15 protein-coding genes are annotated in these 18769 nt (G+C 57.1%); 8 read left to right on the forward strand and 7 right to left on the reverse strand.

Translation table 11 applies throughout. The annotated features are described in order from the left end of the window. Positions 1-52 precede the first annotated feature (52 nt). The 8 genes from tnpA (at position 53) to ACYSMN_RS09760 (ending at position 11586) form a co-directional block, all read left to right on the forward strand. Complete coding sequence (tnpA, locus tag ACYSMN_RS09725) at positions 53-481, forward strand: IS200/IS605 family transposase (RefSeq protein ID WP_488923676.1); 429 nt, start codon at positions 53-55, stop codon at positions 479-481. Between the two features lie 213 nt (positions 482-694). Further along, positions 695-4162, forward strand: a complete 3468-nt coding sequence (locus ACYSMN_RS09730) for a hypothetical protein (protein WP_488923677.1) — start codon at positions 695-697, stop codon at positions 4160-4162. Between the two features lie 82 nt (positions 4163-4244). Continuing rightward, the gene (locus tag ACYSMN_RS09735; protein ID WP_488923678.1) at positions 4245-5723 is read left to right on the forward strand and encodes a hypothetical protein; all 1479 of its coding nucleotides are present in this window, start codon (positions 4245-4247) and stop codon (positions 5721-5723) included. Positions 5724-5752: 29 nt separating this feature from the next. Then, positions 5753-7213: a hypothetical protein gene (locus ACYSMN_RS09740; RefSeq protein WP_488923679.1), complete on the forward strand. Its 1461-nt coding sequence runs from the start codon at positions 5753-5755 to the stop codon at positions 7211-7213. A 136-nt stretch (positions 7214-7349) separates the two neighbouring features. Next, on the forward strand, positions 7350-8024 hold the full coding sequence (locus ACYSMN_RS09745) for a hypothetical protein (RefSeq protein WP_488923680.1): 675 nt from the start codon (positions 7350-7352) through the stop codon (positions 8022-8024). Between the two features lie 187 nt (positions 8025-8211). Continuing rightward, positions 8212-10407, forward strand: coding sequence for a prolyl oligopeptidase family serine peptidase (locus ACYSMN_RS09750; protein ID WP_488923681.1), 2196 nt, complete (start codon positions 8212-8214; stop codon positions 10405-10407). A gap of 195 nt (positions 10408-10602) precedes the next feature. Next, positions 10603-10836: a hypothetical protein gene (locus ACYSMN_RS09755; protein WP_488923682.1), complete on the forward strand. Its 234-nt coding sequence runs from the start codon at positions 10603-10605 to the stop codon at positions 10834-10836. Between the two features lie 246 nt (positions 10837-11082). Beyond that, entirely contained in the window at positions 11083-11586 is a 504-nt protein-coding gene (locus tag ACYSMN_RS09760; RefSeq protein ID WP_488923683.1) for a GNAT family N-acetyltransferase, read from the forward strand. 595 nt (positions 11587-12181) lie between these two features. Here ACYSMN_RS09760 and ACYSMN_RS09765 read toward each other — a convergent pair. From ACYSMN_RS09765 to ACYSMN_RS09795, 7 genes are all read right to left on the reverse strand, one after another. Further along, positions 12182-12484 carry a DUF4286 family protein gene (locus tag ACYSMN_RS09765; protein ID WP_488923684.1) on the reverse strand — a complete coding sequence of 101 codons (303 nt, stop codon included), beginning with the start codon at positions 12482-12484 and terminating at the stop codon, positions 12182-12184. Between the two features lie 147 nt (positions 12485-12631). Then, positions 12632-13081, reverse strand: coding sequence for a DUF6526 family protein (locus ACYSMN_RS09770; protein WP_488923685.1), 450 nt, complete (start codon positions 13079-13081; stop codon positions 12632-12634). A gap of 98 nt (positions 13082-13179) precedes the next feature. After that, positions 13180-13539 carry a hypothetical protein gene (locus tag ACYSMN_RS09775; RefSeq protein ID WP_488923686.1) on the reverse strand — a complete coding sequence of 120 codons (360 nt, stop codon included), beginning with the start codon at positions 13537-13539 and terminating at the stop codon, positions 13180-13182. 64 nt (positions 13540-13603) lie between these two features. After that, positions 13604-14845, reverse strand: a complete 1242-nt coding sequence (locus ACYSMN_RS09780) for an MFS transporter (protein ID WP_488923687.1) — start codon at positions 14843-14845, stop codon at positions 13604-13606. A gap of 119 nt (positions 14846-14964) precedes the next feature. Next, positions 14965-15894, reverse strand: coding sequence for a cation diffusion facilitator family transporter (locus ACYSMN_RS09785; RefSeq protein ID WP_488923688.1), 930 nt, complete (start codon positions 15892-15894; stop codon positions 14965-14967). Positions 15895-16032: 138 nt separating this feature from the next. Next, the gene (locus ACYSMN_RS09790) at positions 16033-18438 is read right to left on the reverse strand and encodes a TonB-dependent receptor (protein ID WP_488923689.1); all 2406 of its coding nucleotides are present in this window, start codon (positions 18436-18438) and stop codon (positions 16033-16035) included. Then, positions 18431-18682 carry a hypothetical protein gene (locus tag ACYSMN_RS09795; RefSeq protein ID WP_488923690.1) on the reverse strand — a complete coding sequence of 84 codons (252 nt, stop codon included), beginning with the start codon at positions 18680-18682 and terminating at the stop codon, positions 18431-18433. The genes ACYSMN_RS09790 and ACYSMN_RS09795 overlap by 8 nt, the downstream gene beginning before the upstream one ends. Positions 18683-18769 lie beyond the last annotated feature (87 nt).

Here is an 18769-nt window from a genome sequence, read left to right on the forward strand (position 1 = left end):
TAGCCCAGGGCTTCAGCCCTGGGATTCCGAACGAGCCATTAAAACAACACACATGAGCCACGTTTTTCAATCCCTTTGGGTCCATGTTACTTGGGCCACGAAAAACCGGCAGCCGTGGCTCACGGCAGAGTTGAAGCCAGTGTTATTCAAACAAATTCGGCACATCGCCGAAACGGATAACATTCATCTCAATTTTCTAAATGGCGTTTACGACCATGTGCATTGCTTGCTCTCGTTGCGAACCACTGACCGGATAGACCTCATAATGCAACAGCTCAAAGGCAAAAGTGCTCGTTGGGTCAATGAGCAGAAACTGACGGATTTCGTCTTTGGCTGGCAAAATGGCTACGGCGCTTTTTCTGTAAGCCCCTCTCACGTAGAGCGGGTTCGCAGCTACATCCGCAACCAGGAGAAACACCACAAAGAGCAGGACTACTGGCAGGAAATGGAAATGTTGGAGAAACTAGCACGAGTGTCATAACACACGGATAGCCCAAACGCCACGGACGGCGCGAATTCCCAGGGTTGAAACCCTGGGCTACGTAGCGTTTCCCTAACCGCGTTATGACGTCTCCGCTACCTAGCCCAGGGCTTCAGTCCTGGGAATTCTGCCCCACCCGCCCGCTCACACACATCAAAGAACAGAATCGCTAACTAGCCCAGGGTTTCAACCCTGGGAACCCTGGAAATCGACATGGCTAAAGTCCTTCGCTTACATAATAACGGCTCCCAGCAAGTACAAGGCTGGCAGAAAACGGCGCCGGTTACGAGCACCGAAATCAACACCGTCACGGACCCGGCGGGCGGCAAATCGCGCAACTTGGCGGTGAGCATTCCGACGCCGTTTGCGCGGATGCATCTTTTTGAAACGGCTTTCGACTTCCTGGCCCGCGAAGGGCAGCGCAATCCCGGTTCGGTGTACCATGAGCTGACTACCCACTTCTGGGACTTGTTGGAGTTGCTCTATAACTACCACCTCTACACCCAGGCCGGCCGCAAAATCACGCTGCGCCGTTGGAATGCCGAGGCCGAAATCCGCCGAATGCGGCAGGATGAAGGCACGCGCCTGCTGGGCGAAACCTTGCAGCTATACATGCAGGACGAACGGTTCCGCGACTTCACCGACATGTACCTCGTGTACTATGAGTCGCCGGAGCTGCCGGGCGGTACGCGCCTGCTGGGTGGCACTTCGCCGCTGACCATTCTCTTCACCGGTCCGGCCATAACGCCTCTGGATCTGGAGCGTCCTCAGGCCCGCGGCCATTACTTCGACAAGCAAACCGTGCTGCTCGAAGACCGTGACCCGCAGTTCCGGGAGTTTGTGTACGAGCTGTTCCTGGCCTACCCACAGCTCCAGCGCCGCGAGTTTGCCGGTAGCGTGTACGCCGGCCTCGACCGCGCCAAAATCAACCAGCTTCAGATGCAGGGCGACCGGTCGGCGCAGCAGTTTGCCAGCCGCTACCCGGCGCTGGTAGACGTGCACGGTAACTTGGTGAGCATCAAAAATGTGCCCCTGCCCGGCCGCGCCGACCAGTCGGCCGTGACCAGCTCTGACCTGTTCATCCAGCCCACCCGCGAATCGACAAATGGCCGGCCGCGCCCCCTGGTGCTGCGTCCCAACCTGACCATGCCCGGCGCCAACTATCTCAACGGCCAGCCTTGGGACGACCGTACACCGGTGCCCTATCACGACGAAGTGGCCCTCGAAAACCGCGTACTGCCAGGCAAAGGCTTCAAGTACCCCTATCTGACAGTAGGCGACTTGCTGGAGGACTCGCTGGTGGAGTTGCCCTACGAGCTGAATACGCAGCGCTTTCACACCGGCAAAGTCACGTTCCAGTACGGCGCCGATGGGCAAGGCCGCGCCCGTTTTCCTTACCTGCTACCGCTGAAACAGGCTTTCTTCGAGTATTTCACGGAAACCGAGCTGGCCGAGCTGCTCACCTTCACCATCGACCTAAGCCACGTGCGCGTGCAGCTGCGAGTGCCGGTGCAGGCCGGGCGCTTTATCACCTTCGAGCGCAGCTACTACACCAATCCGCAGAACCCCAAGGACGCGCAGGGCCGCGAGATTCTCGAAAAAGGCCGCATTGTGAAGGCCAATGTAGGCGTGGGCGTGTTCCCGTTCTACAAGGTGCGCTACCAGCCCGAATTCAACGACTTATATAAAGTGATGCTGGTGGATGCCGACAACGCGCCCACCATGCTCAGCCGCCGCTACGACCTGCAATTCTTCGTGAGCGGGGAGCGAATCACGGACCAGGGCGCCGCCCGCCGGGCCACCCGCTACGAGCGTACCCAGAAAAGCATGGCCACGGCCGGCAGCACCTACTACGAAGTCACTGGCACCCACTTCGACATTGCTGAGCTGACGTGCCCGCCCGTCACCATCGGCGCGGACCCGGCCCGGGGCTTGTTCGTGCCGCGCTGGCGCGAGCTGGATCGGGGCACCCGGCGCTTCACCTTCGCCGTGGACTTTGGCACCACCAACACCCATATTGCCTACGCTGATTCGCCCACGGCCCACCCACGCCCGCTCACCATTGGCGAGGAAGATGTGCAAGTGGAATGGTTACACGCTCCTTTAGCTGATACAGGTTGGTCTTTAGCGCAACGCTACCGCTTTGGTGCTGGCTCTCTACACTCAGACATAGCAGCTCTACAAAGCAGAGAATTCATACCAAGCTTTATAGGAGCAGAGAAGAGTATTTATGCATTTCCAATCCGTACAGCGGTTTGTGAAATAAAATCTTTTACAAACGAACCGGCTAAGATGCTGTCTAATATTAATATCGGATTTAGTCTTATTACAGAAATAGTTAGTGAACTTCCCAATAATAGATTCGTCACAAACCTAAAATGGTCTACTGAATTAGATCCATCAGGAGCTACAAGAGTAGAAGTTTTTTTTAGGGAGCTTTTGCTAATACTACGCCACAAAGCTGCTTTGAATGGTGGTATTCTAGATGAAACTAGAGTAATATGGTTCTATCCGTTGAGCTTTGATGCTTTCTTGCGCAATCAGTTTCAGCAGGTATGGGATGATGCATTTCAAAAAGTATTTCGCACAAATCGCTCGACCCAGAGCCTGACAGAATCAGAAGCACCTTATTATTATCTAACAGCCACTAATCAAGTAGTACCAAGCTTAGGCGATAGTATTGTCAATATAGATATAGGAGGGGGAACTACAGATCTGCTTATCTTCTCAGAGAATAAGCCTTCTTTTGGAACATCGTTTCGTTTTGCTGGTGACGATCTATGGGGTGATGGGTACGCGCGGGTACAAGGTGCGCCCAAGCAAAACGGATTGTTGAAAGCAGGACTTAAGCACGTACAAAATATTCCTGAAAGTGAAGAAAATAGCGAGGCTAGAGGAAGGTTACAATCCGCATTATTTGAGGGCGACTTCGGATCAGCAGATGTTATTAGTTTACTATTTCGGTACGATCAGGAATTAAGTTTCTCCAAGGCATTTGTTATTGGGGAGAGCAGGAGAGTGAGAATACTTTTTTATCTGCATTATACAGCCATCATATATCATCTTGCTCAACTTGTTAAGTACCTTGAAATAAAGACACCTAGGTACTTATGTTTCAGTGGAAATGGTAGCAGATATCTTCGCTTGCTGGCCGGCGGCAGCTCGTTGGCATCCATCGAGAAAATCACGAAAGCCATTTTCCAGGCTGTTACGGGCACTGAGCCGCCCCACAACTTCCGCGTCATCTTGGCCGATAATCCTAAGGAAGCCACCACCAACGGCGGCGTGCTGTTCGAGGAGAAAACCAACACCGCCGACTACGACAACATCAAGCCGGTGAAGCTGAGCGGCGCCCTGGAAGGCACCGAGCTCAACCAGCAGCGTCTCAAGCTGAACCAGGTAGACGCCAGCCTGAAAGACACCGTGCTCGAAAACGTACGACAGTATTTGACCCTAGTCCTAGAAGGCGACGAAGTAGCTCCCTACCTGCGCGAAGTGGGCGTCGACGTGGACCGTCAGCGCGTGAAAGACATTCTGCAACGCGAAATCGAGGACAGCCTGAGCCTGGGCCTGCACCAGTTCCAGCGCCAGCTCTCCAGCGACGAAACCCTGCCGGAAACGCTGTTCTTCCTGCCGCTGAAGCAAGCCTTGTACAACTTGAGCCGGGAGCTGCAAGCGTAGACAACACGTAGCCCAGGGTTGAAACCCTGGGCTATGAAACGTTTTCGTTAGCCGAGCCCCCACCAGCCCGCTGCCAAACCCTATGCACATTTTCCCCCGCGCCGCTTCTTTGCTCACCGGCCTACTGCTTCTGGCGGCGGGCAGCCACGCTCAAACGCCCCTTGGCCAGCCCACGCTCGACGAGCAAAAGGTACAAATCTGGTGCGCCACCGTGCGTTATGTATACGACGACAACGGGCGTTCCAATCTCAAGAACCAACTGCAATGTGGTAGCTCGCTAAAGGCTTTTGAAGCCAGCATCAAGGCAGATAGCCAACTGGTATACAGTGCGCTTTACCAACCGTTGGAAGGCCGGGGCACGATGTACAAAGGCTTGGGCACGAATACGTCCCGCCTGCAAAAGCTGACCACCGAAATCATCAACCGGCTGAAATCTTCTCCGGCGCGCCGCGCCGATGCGGGCCGGATGCAGCGCCTGGCCACTCTCGAAACCGCCCTCCAGAATTACGTAACCAGCGGCACTCCCATCGGCGACCTGAGCACCACTGAAGCGGCGGAGGAAACAACCGACACTGCCGTCCCTCTGGACGAGGCGACAGCCAATGCGCCCGCCGATGCTGGGCCGGCCGAAGCAGGCGTCGCGGGTCCTGCCACGCCCACCAGCACTGGGGCGGGAGATAGTCTAATGAACAAGTTCTTCGGGCCGCTAGCTCTCATCTTGTCCCTGCTGAGCCTGGTGCTCTACGTATTGCTGCGCCGTAGCATTGGCGCCCTCGCCGACCGTTTGGGCCGGCACCGCTCCGATATTGACTCCGTGAAAGCCGCTGCCTTGAGTAGCCCCGTTGCGGGCACGGTCGCTACTTCTGAGCAGCTGACACCAGCCCAGCAACGCGAAGTGGAAAAGTTGGTGCAGCAGCGAGTAGAGGAAGCGGTAAACAAGCTACGGAGCCAGTTGCAAGCTGCCGATCCGGCTGCTCCTGTGGCCTCAATTGCTCCCGCCGCTCCGCTCATAAATCGGCCAGCCGCCCCGGCACCGAGCCAAGAGTTGCGGCAGCCCGCGCCCGCCGCGCCTCCAGCTGCTACGGTTGCGCCAACCGTGTACGCGGCCCCAGTCCAGCAGCCTGAAGTGACTGCCACGCCGCCCGCCACGTCACAAGTGGCTTCGTCTCACGATGATTTTGAAAGCCTCTTGCCGCCCGTACACTTACCGGCCCCGGAGCCCTATACTACGCCCGCGCCCATCAGCCACGTCCGCTACGTGAAGGTACCCGTCAATGGCGCGTTCAGCGAGTACGACCTGTCCGACGAGCCGCAGCACGACAGCATCTACGAGATTCGTCTGAACCCGCAGCAGCCCGATTCGGCTACGTTTCGGGTCACGCAGAACCCGCAGGTACACGCTTACGCCATTCAGAGCGCGCAGTATTCGTTGCGTGAAGCCTGCGTTTACCAGCAGCCCGCTAGTTCCGTGTCGCGCATCGTGAATGAGAAGGATGGGTTGTTGCGCAAGATGGGCAGCATTTGGCAGATCGAGCAAAAGGCTGCTATTCGGTTCGAATAGCTAGATTATAGCCTTAGCTTCGTAGCTGTATGCTTGAAATCATTCTTGAAGTTGCTGTCGTGGCGGTGGTGGTGGGCTTGCAGATTCGTACGTTTCTGCGGACGCGGGCCAATGCGCTGCGCCTAAGCCAACTTTATCCGCCTAGAGAAGCCCTGCGGGTGGAGCACCGCATTGTGCTGCCCGACGGCCGCGACCTGCCCGATTACGCCGCCGATGCGCCGCCCGATTCTTTCGCTTCCAGCCTCATCAAGGCCGAAAACGCCTCCCCCGAGTTTCAGGCCATTCTGCTCGATACCAACGACTACCTGCGCCACAACAAAGGCGCGGCGGCCGACTTCGGCATCCTCAAAGACATTTCGGAGCGTCAGAGCGAAGTGCTCGACAACGAGGTGCAAGCCAATGTAGCAACGCCGCTGTATCTGGGCCTGCTAGGCACGTTCCTAGGCGTGATACTAGGGCTCGTGGGCATCGCCCGCAACGGCGTATCCGACGATGAGGCGCTGACGCCGTTCCTGACCGGCGTGCTCATTGCCATGACTGGTTCCTTCGTGGGGCTGCTGCTCACGCTGCTCGGCAATGGCGTGCTGCGCCAGGCCCGCCAGCAGCTCGACCGGCTTCAGAATCAGTACTACACCTTCCTGCAAACTCGTCTGCTGCCGGTACTGCACGCCGATATGGCCAGCTCCCTCACCAACCTAAAATCGGTGCTGGACGCCTTCAATCAGCAGTTTGTGGGGCAGGTGGAGTTGTTCAATCCGTTGATGGAGAAGGTGACGCAGAACATCCGGGTGCAGAGCGACTTTCTGGAACGACTTGATACCATCGGCTACGACAAGATGGCGGCGGCCAATATTGCGGTGTTCGAGAAGGTGCGCGAGTCGGCGGAGATGTTTGGGCAGTTTACGGGCTACCAGCAGAAGCTGAACGAGATGCTGGAAAACGGCTACCACTCGGCTCAGAGCGTGAGCAGCATCTTGGATCGTTTGCGCGGCTTCGAGAAAGGCATCAACGACCTGGGGGAGTACGTCGGCGGCAACAACAACTCGGTGCAGCTCATGCTGGATTTCTTCCAGAAGCATCAGGTAGACCTACGCAACCTGAAAGACCGCGCCGAGCAGCACATCGACCAGGCCGGGATTTCGTTGGCCGACATCATGACCCAGCGCCAGGCCCAGAATGAGCGCCAGGCCCAGTTGGCCTACGAGAAGTGGCAGCAGTACTTCGAAAAACTCAACGCCGATAACGTCTTCGAGAAGCTGCTGAAACAGTTGGAGCCTTTTCAGAATCTCAACGCCCAGCAAGACGCCCTCAGCCGCGACGTAACCGCCACTCAGCGCGAGCTAATGCGCAAAATAGAGTTGGATTCGCAGGTGCAAGCCAAGCTGCTGTTGGAGCTTTCCAACCTGAACATGGTGCTGGTGAAAGCCACTTCCAAAAACCGTTTTCAGCGATTCATGGACAAGCTGTTCGGCGGCGTACGGCCGCAGTAAAGGTCGGCGCTGCTAAATTCAGAACGGGAGTAGCGCGAAGCTCCAGCTTCGCGTATCGTTGCTGACGGCTGCTCTGCCACAACGATTGTCGTTCAACGATGCGCGAAGCGGGAGCTTCGCGCTACAGTTACTTTCAATGAATAACGCCTCCAACAACCGCCAAGCCAACGACTTCTTCTGGCCCAGCTACGTGGACCTGATGACGTCTTTGTTCGTGGTGATGCTGGTGCTGTTCGTGTATAGTTTCAAGTTGTTCAAGGACCGGGAAGGGGAGCTGAAGCGGGCCAATGGCGAGCTGAAAGTGAAAGCCGCCGAGCTGGAGCAAATCACCAAAATTCGCCGCTCCTTGCAGCAGCTCGAAGGCCGCTATTTCAAGTACGACCCGGCCAACGAGCGGCACGAATTGCTGGTGCCCGTGCAGTTCAAAGCCGGCCGCGACGAAATTCAGGAAGCCTATAAACCTGCTCTGCTGCAAGCCGGCCGCACGCTCCGCTCGGTGCTCAAAAGCATTAAAACCGACCAGCCTGTGCGCTACCTCGTGATAGTGGAAGGCATGGCCGCTCGCTACCCGCCCGGCGACCCCCGCAACACCCGCGAAGAGCAGACGACCTACCAGCTCAGCTACCGCCGCGCCCTGAATCTGCTGAACTTTTGGCGGCAAAACGGCCTCAATTTCAGCGAGGATAAAAGCATTGAGCTCATTATCGGGGGCAGCGGATTCTACGGTACCGGCCGCTACCCCACCCGCCGCGAAGGCGACAATAAAAGGTTTCTGATTCAGGTAATCCCGAAAATCGGCCGCATGAAGTAGCGCGGAAATCTGTTCTGTGCATGAGCAAAGCGAGTAGGCAGTTCCGCGCCACTTGCACTAACGCGCAAGAATTCGCCTCACGTAAGGCGGAACAGCTGGCCGTGCCACGGCCGGAAGAATCAAACAACCCGTCTGATCGGTTCCGATCTGTGCTTTATCTTCGGCGCTTTCCACCCTACTGATGACGATGCACAAACTTTCTATTCCCGTCCTAGCCCTGGTTGCGCTGGCTTCGTGCCGGTCGGTGCCGTCGGGCGTTTCCTCTGCTTCCGCTTCGGCTACTGTCGTAGCGGGCGGCGCTGTTCCTTCATCTTCTGCTCCCGTGCAATACCCCCAAACCAAGAAAGTCGACCACAAAGACGACTATTTCGGCACTTCCGTCGCCGACCCGTACCGCTGGCTCGAAGACCTCGACTCACCCGACACCAAAGCCTGGGTGGAAGCCGAAAATAAGGTCACCTTCGGCTATCTGGACAAGATTCCGTTCCGGGCGCAAATCCGAGAGCGGCTCACCAAAATTTGGAATTACGAGCGGTTCGGCATTCCCCAGCAGGAAGGCGACCGTCTGTACTTCAGCAAAAACGACGGCCTGCAAAACCAAGCTGTACTCTACGCGCAGCCCGCCGGCAAAGAAAGCCAGCCCGAAGTGCTGCTCGACCCTAACAAGTTCTCCGCCGACGGTACCACGGCCCTGGCCGGGACCTACTTCTCCAACGACCACCGCTACATGGCGTACGCCACTTCCGGCGGCGGCTCCGATTGGCAGCAGATGAAGGTGCTGGACCTCAAAACCCGCAAACCCACCACCGATGAGCTGCAATGGGTGAAAGTGTCGGGGGCGGCCTGGTACAAGGACGGTTTCTTCTACAGCCGCTACGATGCCCCCAAAGCCGGCGAAAACCAGCTTTCTGGCAAAAACGAGTACCACAAAGTCTACTACCACCAGCTCGGTAAGCCCCAAAGCACCGACAAGTTGGTGTACGAGGACGCGAAAATGGCCCTGGGTTTCCGCATGGCGGGCACCACCGAAGGCGAACGGTTCCTGGTGCTCTATCTCACCGATGGCAAGGCCGACGGCAACCGCCTTTCCGTGCGCGACCTCACCGACCCCAAGCAGGCCAACAGCTTCACGCCGCTCATCAGCAGCTACGAGCACAATAACTCCGTGGTGGGCAACGTGGGCGGCCAACTGCTGGTGCTCACCAACTACAAGGCTCCCAACTACCGCGTGGTGCTCATCGACCCCAAAAAGCCCGAAGAAACCAACTGGAAGGACGTATTGCCGCAGACCGAGCAGAAGCTGGAAGGCGTCGACCACGTGGGCGGCTACCTCGTGGCGTCCTACCTCAAAGATGCCAGCAGCCTCATCAAAGTGTACACGGAGAAGGGCGAGTTCAAGCACGACGTGGCGCTGCCGGCCATTGGCACGGCCTCTGGCTTCGGTGGCCGGCGCGACTCTAAAACGGTGTATTACGCTTTCACGTCGTTTACCTACCCCACCACCATCTACAAGTACGACCTCGCCACCAACACCAGCACCGTATTCCGGGCGCCGAAAGTAGACGTGCAGCCCAACGACTACGTGACCACGCAGGTGTTCTACAAGAGCAAGGACGGGACGAAGGTGCCCATGTTCATCACCCACAAGAAAGGGCTGAAGCTGGACGGGCAGAACCCCACCTACCTCTATGCTTACGGCGGCTTCGACGTTTCTCTCACGCCGAGCTTCTCGGTGGCGCGTATGCTGTGGCTGGAAAACGGCGGCGTGCTGGCCATTCCCAACCTGCGCGGCGGCGGCGAGTACGGCGAAGCCTGGCACAAAGCGGGCATGACGCCCAACAAACAAAACGTATTCGACGACTTCATCGCGGCCGCCGAATACCTGAAAGTGCAAGGCTACACCAGCACCGAAAAGCTGGCTATAGCGGGCGGCTCCAACGGCGGCCTGCTCGTGGGCGCCACCATGACGCAGCGTCCCGACCTCTGCGGCGTGGCTTTCCCAGCCGTAGGCGTAATGGACATGCTGCGCTACCAGAAGTTCACCATCGGCTGGAACTGGGCCCCCGAATACGGCACCTCCGACAACAAGGAGCAATTCTTCAACCTCTACAAATTCTCACCCCTGCACAACCTGAAGCCCGGCACCAGCTACCCGGCTACTATGATTACCACCGCCGACCACGACGACCGGGTGGTGCCGGCGCACTCGTTCAAGTTTGCCGCCGCCCTGCAAGCTGCCGACGCTGGCCCAAGGCCCCAGCTAATTCGGGTGGACGTTAATGCGGGCCATGGCGCCGGCAAAAGCACCAAGCTCCAAATCGAGGAGTGGGCCGATATCTGGTCCTTCGCTTACCAGAGCATGGGCGTAAATCCATATAAGTAGTGCTTAGTGCAGGGTGCCTAGTGCTTAGTTGTTGGGAAGTGGGAGATAGAATTTCAAGTAGTGAGTAATGGGTGGCCGGTTTCACCTAAGCACTAGGCACCACGCACTAAGCACTACCCAGTAGGCACAAAGCTCTACTTCCCGTATCTTCGCGGCCGCAACTCCCGTAATTGCCTCTGTCTCTTGCTTTCTTATATGAAAAAAACGCTCCTGTTCGGTCTGCTGGCCGGTTCGCTGATGCTGTCCGCTACTTCGTGCAGCAACCCCGAGTACAAAACGGATGAAGATGTGGTCACCCAAGCCTTGCCTCCCATCCCGGCCGCTCCCGACACGACTGGTGGTAAAAAAGCTCCTGAAAACGCAGCTACCCGCGAAATCAACTCCGTAAACGCCACGGAAGACATCAAGAAGATGCAGCCCGTAATGTAAACGGTAGGAAATATCAGAAATGATGAATGAGCAATGACTTTAGGTCGTTGCTCATTCTTTTTTGGCAGATGTAGGAATCTTTTACTTCATTGAAGTGAATTCCAAAGTAGCTTGCCAATCAATAAACCCATGTGGCACGGACTTTAGTCCGTAGCCGTGCCAGCTAGGAGAGCATGAGGGCTACGGACTAAAGTCCGTGCCACACGTCACCCAACACAAATTCTCACTCTTTATTCTTCATTGGCAATGACCATTCGTCGGGGCCGCGAGGCCGATTTGCCGCAGGTGCTGGCTCTAATTCAGGAGTTGGCCGAGTATGAGCGGGCGCCGCAGGAAGTCACGAACACGCTGGCAGACATGCAGCGCGACGGTTTTGGCCCAGATTCCATCTTCAAATTTTTCGTGGCCGAGCAAGAGGCTGATGGACCTATCATCGGCATCGCGCTTTACTATACTGCTTATTCCACCTGGAAAGGCCGGATGTTGTACCTGGAGGATCTGGTAGTAACGGAAGCTGCCCGCGGCACTGGCCTCGGCAAGCGGCTTTTCGATGCCGTAGTAGCGGAAGCTCGCCACACGGGCGCCAATCGGTTGAAATGGCAAGTGCTGGAGTGGAATGAGCCCGCCATCGGCTTCTACAAAAAGATAGGCGCCAACCTCGACCCCGAGTGGCACAACGGCAACCTCACCGCCGAACAACTCCACGCCTACACCTGCGACCCCGCGATAGAAGCCGTGGTGAAAGGGTAAAAGTGCATGGACATTTCCTCCCGTCTGGCATGCTGACTACAGGAAGCATCTGGCACATTGCTTTCTGAACGGCAGCAAAGCAAAGGAGCGTGTGAGAAGCTTTGCTCGGCAGGACAGTTCAACAAGGCACTCCCAACACGCCGCAATTCGCTCCGCCCGGACAAAGGCTTAAGGTGTTTAAGACGCTTAAATAATGGGTACAGAGCGATTATGCTTGTTTTGCTCTCGAATTTTAGATGATTAAGAGTATGGGAGAGCAGCATCGGTCTAGGGTTGCTCTCCTATAGCAAAGACCTTCAGAAATGGAGAGCAAAACTATGTTTCTGACACAAGAAGTAGACAAAGCCGTTTCATAAGCCGCGCAAGTTAGGACACCAGAATAAAAGCAAGAAAGCGTGCTAGCATTTGTTGTAAGTCGGTGCTCTGCTTCTCTCAGTTATAAAGCGGCCTGCTGTAAATGCTGTAAAAGCAAAAAGGCTACCTGGAAGAGGTAGCCTTTTTGCTTCAACGATGGTGGGTATTTGCTTTAATCAGTCTGCTTCTTCGAGAATGGCGGAGCTAAAAGCGTTACTGCAATGTTGATACGCAGCTGTTACTAGTCCACGACTTCCAGCATGGTGCGGAAAGACGCGTAACGTCCACCGAAGTGCTTTTCGATTTCCTGGCGCAGAGCAGGGGCGGCTACAAGCTGGTATTCCTCTAACTGTTCCAGACTCACACAGTAGTATTGAGCGGCGTATGTGATACCGTCGTCTTCCTCGTTGAGCAGCCGACACAGCTGAGTTTTCAAGAAAAAGCCGGTAGCCATTACGCCAGGCATGTGAATGTCGCGCATGTAAGTCACCCATTCATCGGCAATTTCCGGGTCCAGGCTGGTCGTGACGTTGTAAAGAATCATAAAAGTAAGGTCTTGAGAAGTTGGGAGTCTGGCGCTGAAGCTCGGACCACCAGAAAAGCTGCCGGAGCAGAAGCAACAGAATACAACAACACAAAAATCGACCAAAAAATCCAGCTCCTTCAACGCCTGAGCTTCGGGAGCGTATCGTCACACCCGCATAGAGTCGAATTCGAAGCTGCGGATACGAGCCTGAATATCTTTGGAGCTGAGTTTTTCCTGGATGGCCGCCTGCACGAGTTCGGGCAGCTCAGCATCGCCGGCAAGGCGTAGGGCTATGATCTGACTCAGGTGTAGTTGGTTTTCGAGCGGGCGCAGGCTTTGGCCAGTTATTTCGAAATAACGCTGCCGCACTTCCAACCGGATGATTCGGTCTTGTAGCCGCAAAGCATAGTGCTGGCGCAGCATCACAAGCCCGCCGAACACTACCACCGCCAGCAACATCACCGTGAACCACAGACGCGAAATTTCGGAGTCGTCGCCAGCCACAGATACGTAACGACGGATGCTATAAAGCAACAAAAGGAGGGCCAACGGTAGCAGCACGAAATGATGCAGCGGATAGAACCGAAGGGTGTTTTTGGTTGGTTGATTGGCCATGAGCAGTGGGAAGGGGAGAGGGCAAAACAGTAAAAAACTCCAGCCAAAGACTGGAGTTTTGAAAAGGGTGTACGTTAAAATTGGCGTCGAAGGCGTGGTTAGCCTGCTTTGGCAGCCTTTTTAGCAGCCTTGGCTTTGCGCTTTTCTTCACGCGCTATGCTTTGGGCTTCTTTCTGCTGACGGCGAGCTTCTTTGGCGGCCGTTTGCTGCTCTTTGAGCTGGCGCTTTTGCTCGTCCATTTGCTGTTCCTGGGCTTTCACCTGGGCCTTACTCTCTTTTACAGCATTACGGTTGGCTTTCGACTGCTCCTTCTGCGCATCCAGGGCTGCTTGCGCCTCTGTGGCGCGTTGTTGCTGCTGTTGGAGGCGAATTTGGGTGGAGTCGGTGGTCTGGGCCCGGACGTGCGTGGTGCTAAGCGCGAAGAAGGCGCAGCATGCTATAGCGAGGGTCTTTTTCATACGTGAAACAGAATAGGTTCACTCTCTGGTACGGCTCAGTGGAGGCAGAGTTCGTTTTTACGAGTTATGATTCCACGTAATCGAGGTCTTTGCCGAAGCTTTCCGGCAGACGGCTTACGGCCCAAAAAGCAATCAGCAGCGACACTGCGCCGAGTACCGCCGCGCTGCCAATAATGCCCAGTGGCTCGCGCATAGCTTTAAACAGCGGCACCAATAGCACCACCGAGCCGCGCGCGAAGTTGGGCGCCGTGGTGGCTACCGTGGCCCGCAGGTTGGTGCCAAACTGCTCGGCCGCTACCGTCACGAACAATGCCCAGAAACCCACCGAAATGCCCAACACGAAGCACACCACGTAGAAAACAGTGGGCGTGGCCCCGCGCACCGCAAACAGATACACGGCCACCATCACGCCGCAGAAAATTAGAAATACTTGCAAGGCGCGGTTGCGGCTGCGCAGCAGTTGGCTCAGGGTGCCGCTGGCGAAGTCGCCGAACACCAGCCCGAAATAGCACCAGAACACACCCAGACCAGCCGTAACCGGCCCCGTAATACCAAGCTCGGCACCAAACTCGGGGGCCAGCGTGATAAGGATACCCACCACGAACCACAGCGGCACGCCAATGAGCAGACACTTGGCGTAGCGAGCCAGCCGCGCGGTATCAGTGAACAGCGCCAGAAAGTTGCCGCGCTGCACGTCGCTCTTCTTGGTTTGCTCGAACATCCCCGACTCGTACACGCCCACGCGCAACGCTAGCAAGGCCAGGCCCAGGCCGCCACCCACGAAATAGGCGTTGCGCCAGCCCAGCGCCTCGCCTACCCAATACGCCAGCATGGCCCCCGATACGCCTACGGTGGCCACTATCATGGTGCCATAGCCGCGCTTTTCTTTGGGTAGCGTTTCCGAAACCAGCGTGATGCCCGCGCCCAGCTCGCCAGCAAGGCCAATGCCTGCCACCAGCCGCAGCCAGGCATACTGCTCCACGGTTTGCACGAAGCCATTCGCAATGTTAGCCAGCGAATACAGTAGAATCGAGCCGAACAGCACCGAGAGCCGACCCCGCTTATCGCCCAGAATGCCCCACAGGATGCCGCCGAGCAGCATGCCGCCCATCTGCATATTGATGAGGTAGAGACCTTCATTGGTTACGGCATCTTTGGCCGTGATGCCGAGCGTGTTCAGGCTGTCCACTCGCACGATGCTGAACAGAATCAGGTCGTAGATATCGACGAAATAGCCCAGCGCCGCCACAACGACGATGGCGCTGAACAAACCAGTGGTTTTGGGAGGGGAAGTAGAGGCGAACATGAGGAGCAGAATGGTGAGCCACTAATGTAGCAGAAGCTACAGCTTGTGCGACACAGCACCCGGAATACTCTTACTCTCCAATCAGCATCTATCTACTCGCTCTCAATTCAAGCGGCAGCCTAAGCTACCTGTGCTTGGTCGCAGCACCCGTGGGCGCCCATTACGGGCGTGTCGTTTTCTACCTGAATGGTGCAGTGGCCGATGCCAAATTGGTGTTCTAAGTCGTGCTGGAGAGTTTGTAGGAAGGTATTGTCGCCGAGCAGGCCGGGCCTGACGAGGTGGGCGGTAAGGGCCGTATCGCGGGTGCTGAGGGGCCACACGTGCAGGTCGTGGACCTGCGTGACGCCGGGGCGGGCCAATAGAAACTGCCGCACAGCGCTGACATCAATGCTTTCTGGCGCGGCTTGCAGGCTGAGCTGCACCGTTTCGCGCAGCAAGCCCCAGGAGCCCACGGCCACCACCATCAGAATAGCGAAACCAATGACCGGATCGAGCCACTGCCAGCCGGTGTAGTATACCAGCGCGCCGCCCACCACCACGCCCACCGACACCAGCGCATCGGTCAGCATGTGCAGGTAGGCGCCGCGCACGTTCAAGTCGCCCTTCTGCCCGCGCCGAAACAGCCAGGCCGTAAAGCCATTCACAAGGATGCCGAGGCCGGCCAGCGCCATTACCACGGGGCCATTGACGGGGGCCGGGTGGCGCAGATGGTCGATGGTGTCCCAGAGAATGAAGCCCAGCGCCAGATACAGCAGCGCCGCGTTCAGTAATGCTGCTTGAATAGTGGCGCCTTTGTAGCCGTAAGTGTAACGCTCCGTAGCCCGCCGCCGCGCCAGCAATGCCGCGCCCCAAGCCAAGGCCAGACTCAGCACATCACTCAAATTATGCCCCGCATCGGAAAGCAGTGCCGAGGAATTGGCCCACAGCCCGCCTGCCACTTCGCCCGCTACGAACAGCAGGTTCAGCGCAATGCCCCAGCCAAACGCCCGTCCAAAATGACCATCAGCCGGCGGGCCGTGGTGATGGTGGTGCGCATGGTCGTGAGACATTGCCAATGAGGAATTAGGAATGAAGAGTTGAGAATGCGCAGGGCAGAACGAGAGTGAAAGGTCTTCAGCAATGAACAGAACCCGCATTCAAAGAATAGGGAAACCACTCATAATAATTCCTCATTCTCAATTCTTTATTCATTTAAAGGAAAGTGGGACAATCAATTTCACACTTAGGTTGCGGCCCATGTTGTAGACGCCGGTGCGGCCGGTGGCGTAGTTTACGGCGGTATACTTGAGGCGGCTCAGGTGGTTTTGATACGCCACGTCAAACACATTGTTTAGAGTTAAATAGAGTGAAAACAGGGTTGCGTTTTTACTGTTCGTCAAGTCGGAACCCAGGCCGAGGTTGACGAGCGTGTAGCCGGGCGTGCTGGTTTCGGTGTCGAAGGCAGAGAAAATGCGGTTCTGGGCGAAGTTGTGCTCCACCGTGCCGCGGGCGTAGAAGTTGTGCAAGCGCGAAGTTCCCAGCTGCCGCAAGTTCACCCGCAGCTCCGACTGTAGCCGGTCGGCGGGGATAAAGGGCAGATTGCGCTGGCCGGCCGGCTGGTCGAATTCGATGGCCCGCACCATCGAGAAAGAGTTTTCGAAGTGCAGCCAGTCGAGCGGGTGGGGGTGCAGGTCGAGGCTGATTTCGCCACCGGCGAGGCGGGCGTCGCCCTGGCCGTAGCGGAACACCCGGTCGCCTTCCTCGGAAAGTGAATCGGTGCCGGCGGGCGTGGCGAGGCTGCGCGGGAAGATGTAGTTGCTGATTTGGTTGCGGAATACGTCGGCCGAGAGGCTCACGTGCTCGGAGGTGAAGCTTAGGCCGCCATCGAGCTGCAAGCTGGTTTCAGCCTTCAGGTCCGGCTCCCCGATTTCGTAGCGCACCGTGCCTTCGTGCTTGCCGTTGGAGCCCAGCTCGGCAATGTTGGGGGCTCGGAATCCACGCGCCACGTTGGCCTTCAGCAGCCACTTCTCGCTCAGGTTGTATGCCCCACCTACGCTGCCGCTCACGTTCCGAAACGTGCTTTCGAACCCCGGAAATTTGACTTCCCCCTGGTTGTTCGGTACGGGCTGGTCTTCTTCGTTCAGGTACAGCGCATCGGCTTCAATGTGGCGCAAATCGTAGCGCAGCCCGCCGCTCAGGTCCAGCTTGCCGAAGCTTTTCTTCGTGACGCCAAATACGCCGCCATCGAGCAGCGAGTAAGCCGGAATCAGGAATTCAACGCCCTTGTTGCGGTTTTGCTGCTGCATCCCGCTCACGCCCAGCGTGGTGTTCCAGCCAGCCATTTCGGGCAGAAACCAGCGTACGGCGTAATCTACGGTGCGCAGCTGGAAGAAGAGCGAGGTTTCGTCGGCGTCGAAGGGGTTGCCGAACTCGCGGCGCATGTTCTGCTGCCAGCCCACGTTCAGCGTGAGGCGGTGCTGGCCCAGAATAAAGTTGTTGTCGGTGCCAATGCGCAGGTGATTGATCTGCTGCTGCGGCACGGCCAAGTCGTAGCCGCGCAGGTCTTCATCGGTGACAAGCTGCTCACCCAAGCCGTTACTGATAGACAAAGCTGGCTTCACGAAGCGGCCCGTGAGCGAGTCCCGCTCGCCCTCAATCAAGCCGAGCTGCTGGTTGAAACTGCTGACGGTGAGATGAGAAAAGCCCCAGCTCTTATTGAGGCCCACGTAGCCGCTGCCGTCCAGCTCCCGAAATCCGGAGTTGTACACGCGGCCATCGTAGCGGTTGCGGTAGTTGCCGGCCACCTTCCCCGACACGCGCGCCTGCCAGTTGAAGCCATTTAAGTTGCCCGCGTTCCACAGCGAATAGCCTTGCTGGTGGTTGTTGGTTTGGTAGTTGGATGCCACCGCGCCCACAATCCGGCCATCTTCCACGGGGTCGGGCGCCAGAAAATTGATGACGCCAGCCAGCCCATCGGAGCCGTAAAGCAAGGAGCCGGGGCCCTTAATGATTTCGGCCCGGTCGATGCTGAACTCGTCGATTTCGATGCCGTGCTCGTCGCCCCACTGCTGGCCTTCCTGCTTGGCGCCGTTGTTGAGGGTGATAACACGGTTGGCACCCAGCCCCCGAATAATGGGCTTGCTGATGGCCGGGCCGGTGGTAATCTGGTTGAGGCCGGGCGTGTGCGCAATGGCATCCACAGCATTGGTGGCCGAAGTTTGGCGCAGGCGCGTCTGGTCTACCACGCTCGTCGGAATGGGCGAGCGGCGCATCTCCGTGCTAGCCGATACGCCTGTTACCACTACCTGCCCAATTTCGGTTTCGGTGGGTGTGAGGACCATTGCCAGCGGTTGGCCGCTGCCCGTATCTACGGTGCGCACCAGCGTGGTATAGCCTATAAAGCGCACCTGCACCAGAAACTTGCCGCGCGGCAAGTTGGCGAACCGAAAATTGCCGTTGGCATCGGTAGCCGTGGCTTGGCGGAGGTCGGAGAAGTACACGGTGGCGCCCGGCAGTGCCTCGCCAGAAGCGGCATCGGTTACGCGGCCCGTTACGGGAGCAGCGGCAGCGCGCACCGGCGAGGGCGGGGGCGTTTGGGCATGTATACTACTCATGCCCAAGAGTAGGATGGCAGTAAGCAAAAGACGAAGCATGACGTAAAATAAATGCGTGCCAATGAACGGGGAATGAACGGGCAAGATGCACTTCCCGAAAAAAGGAAGGCACCAGCCACAGGCCGGTGCTTTCCTTGAAATTCTCCAAAACCAAACCAGGAGAAGCTGGCGCGGAGCCGTTTGCAGCCAGCCCCGCAATATTTTGGGTGATTGGGTGAGAAGGTGAATAGGTGACAGGTAACACGTGACAGGTGAGGAGGTGACAAAGTATGGAGCGGAAGCTTTTTGCGTTGGCCGCGCCGCAACCAATCATTGCGGCTTTTCTCTCTCA

This window comes from Hymenobacter sp. M1-2 (assembly GCF_057808495.1).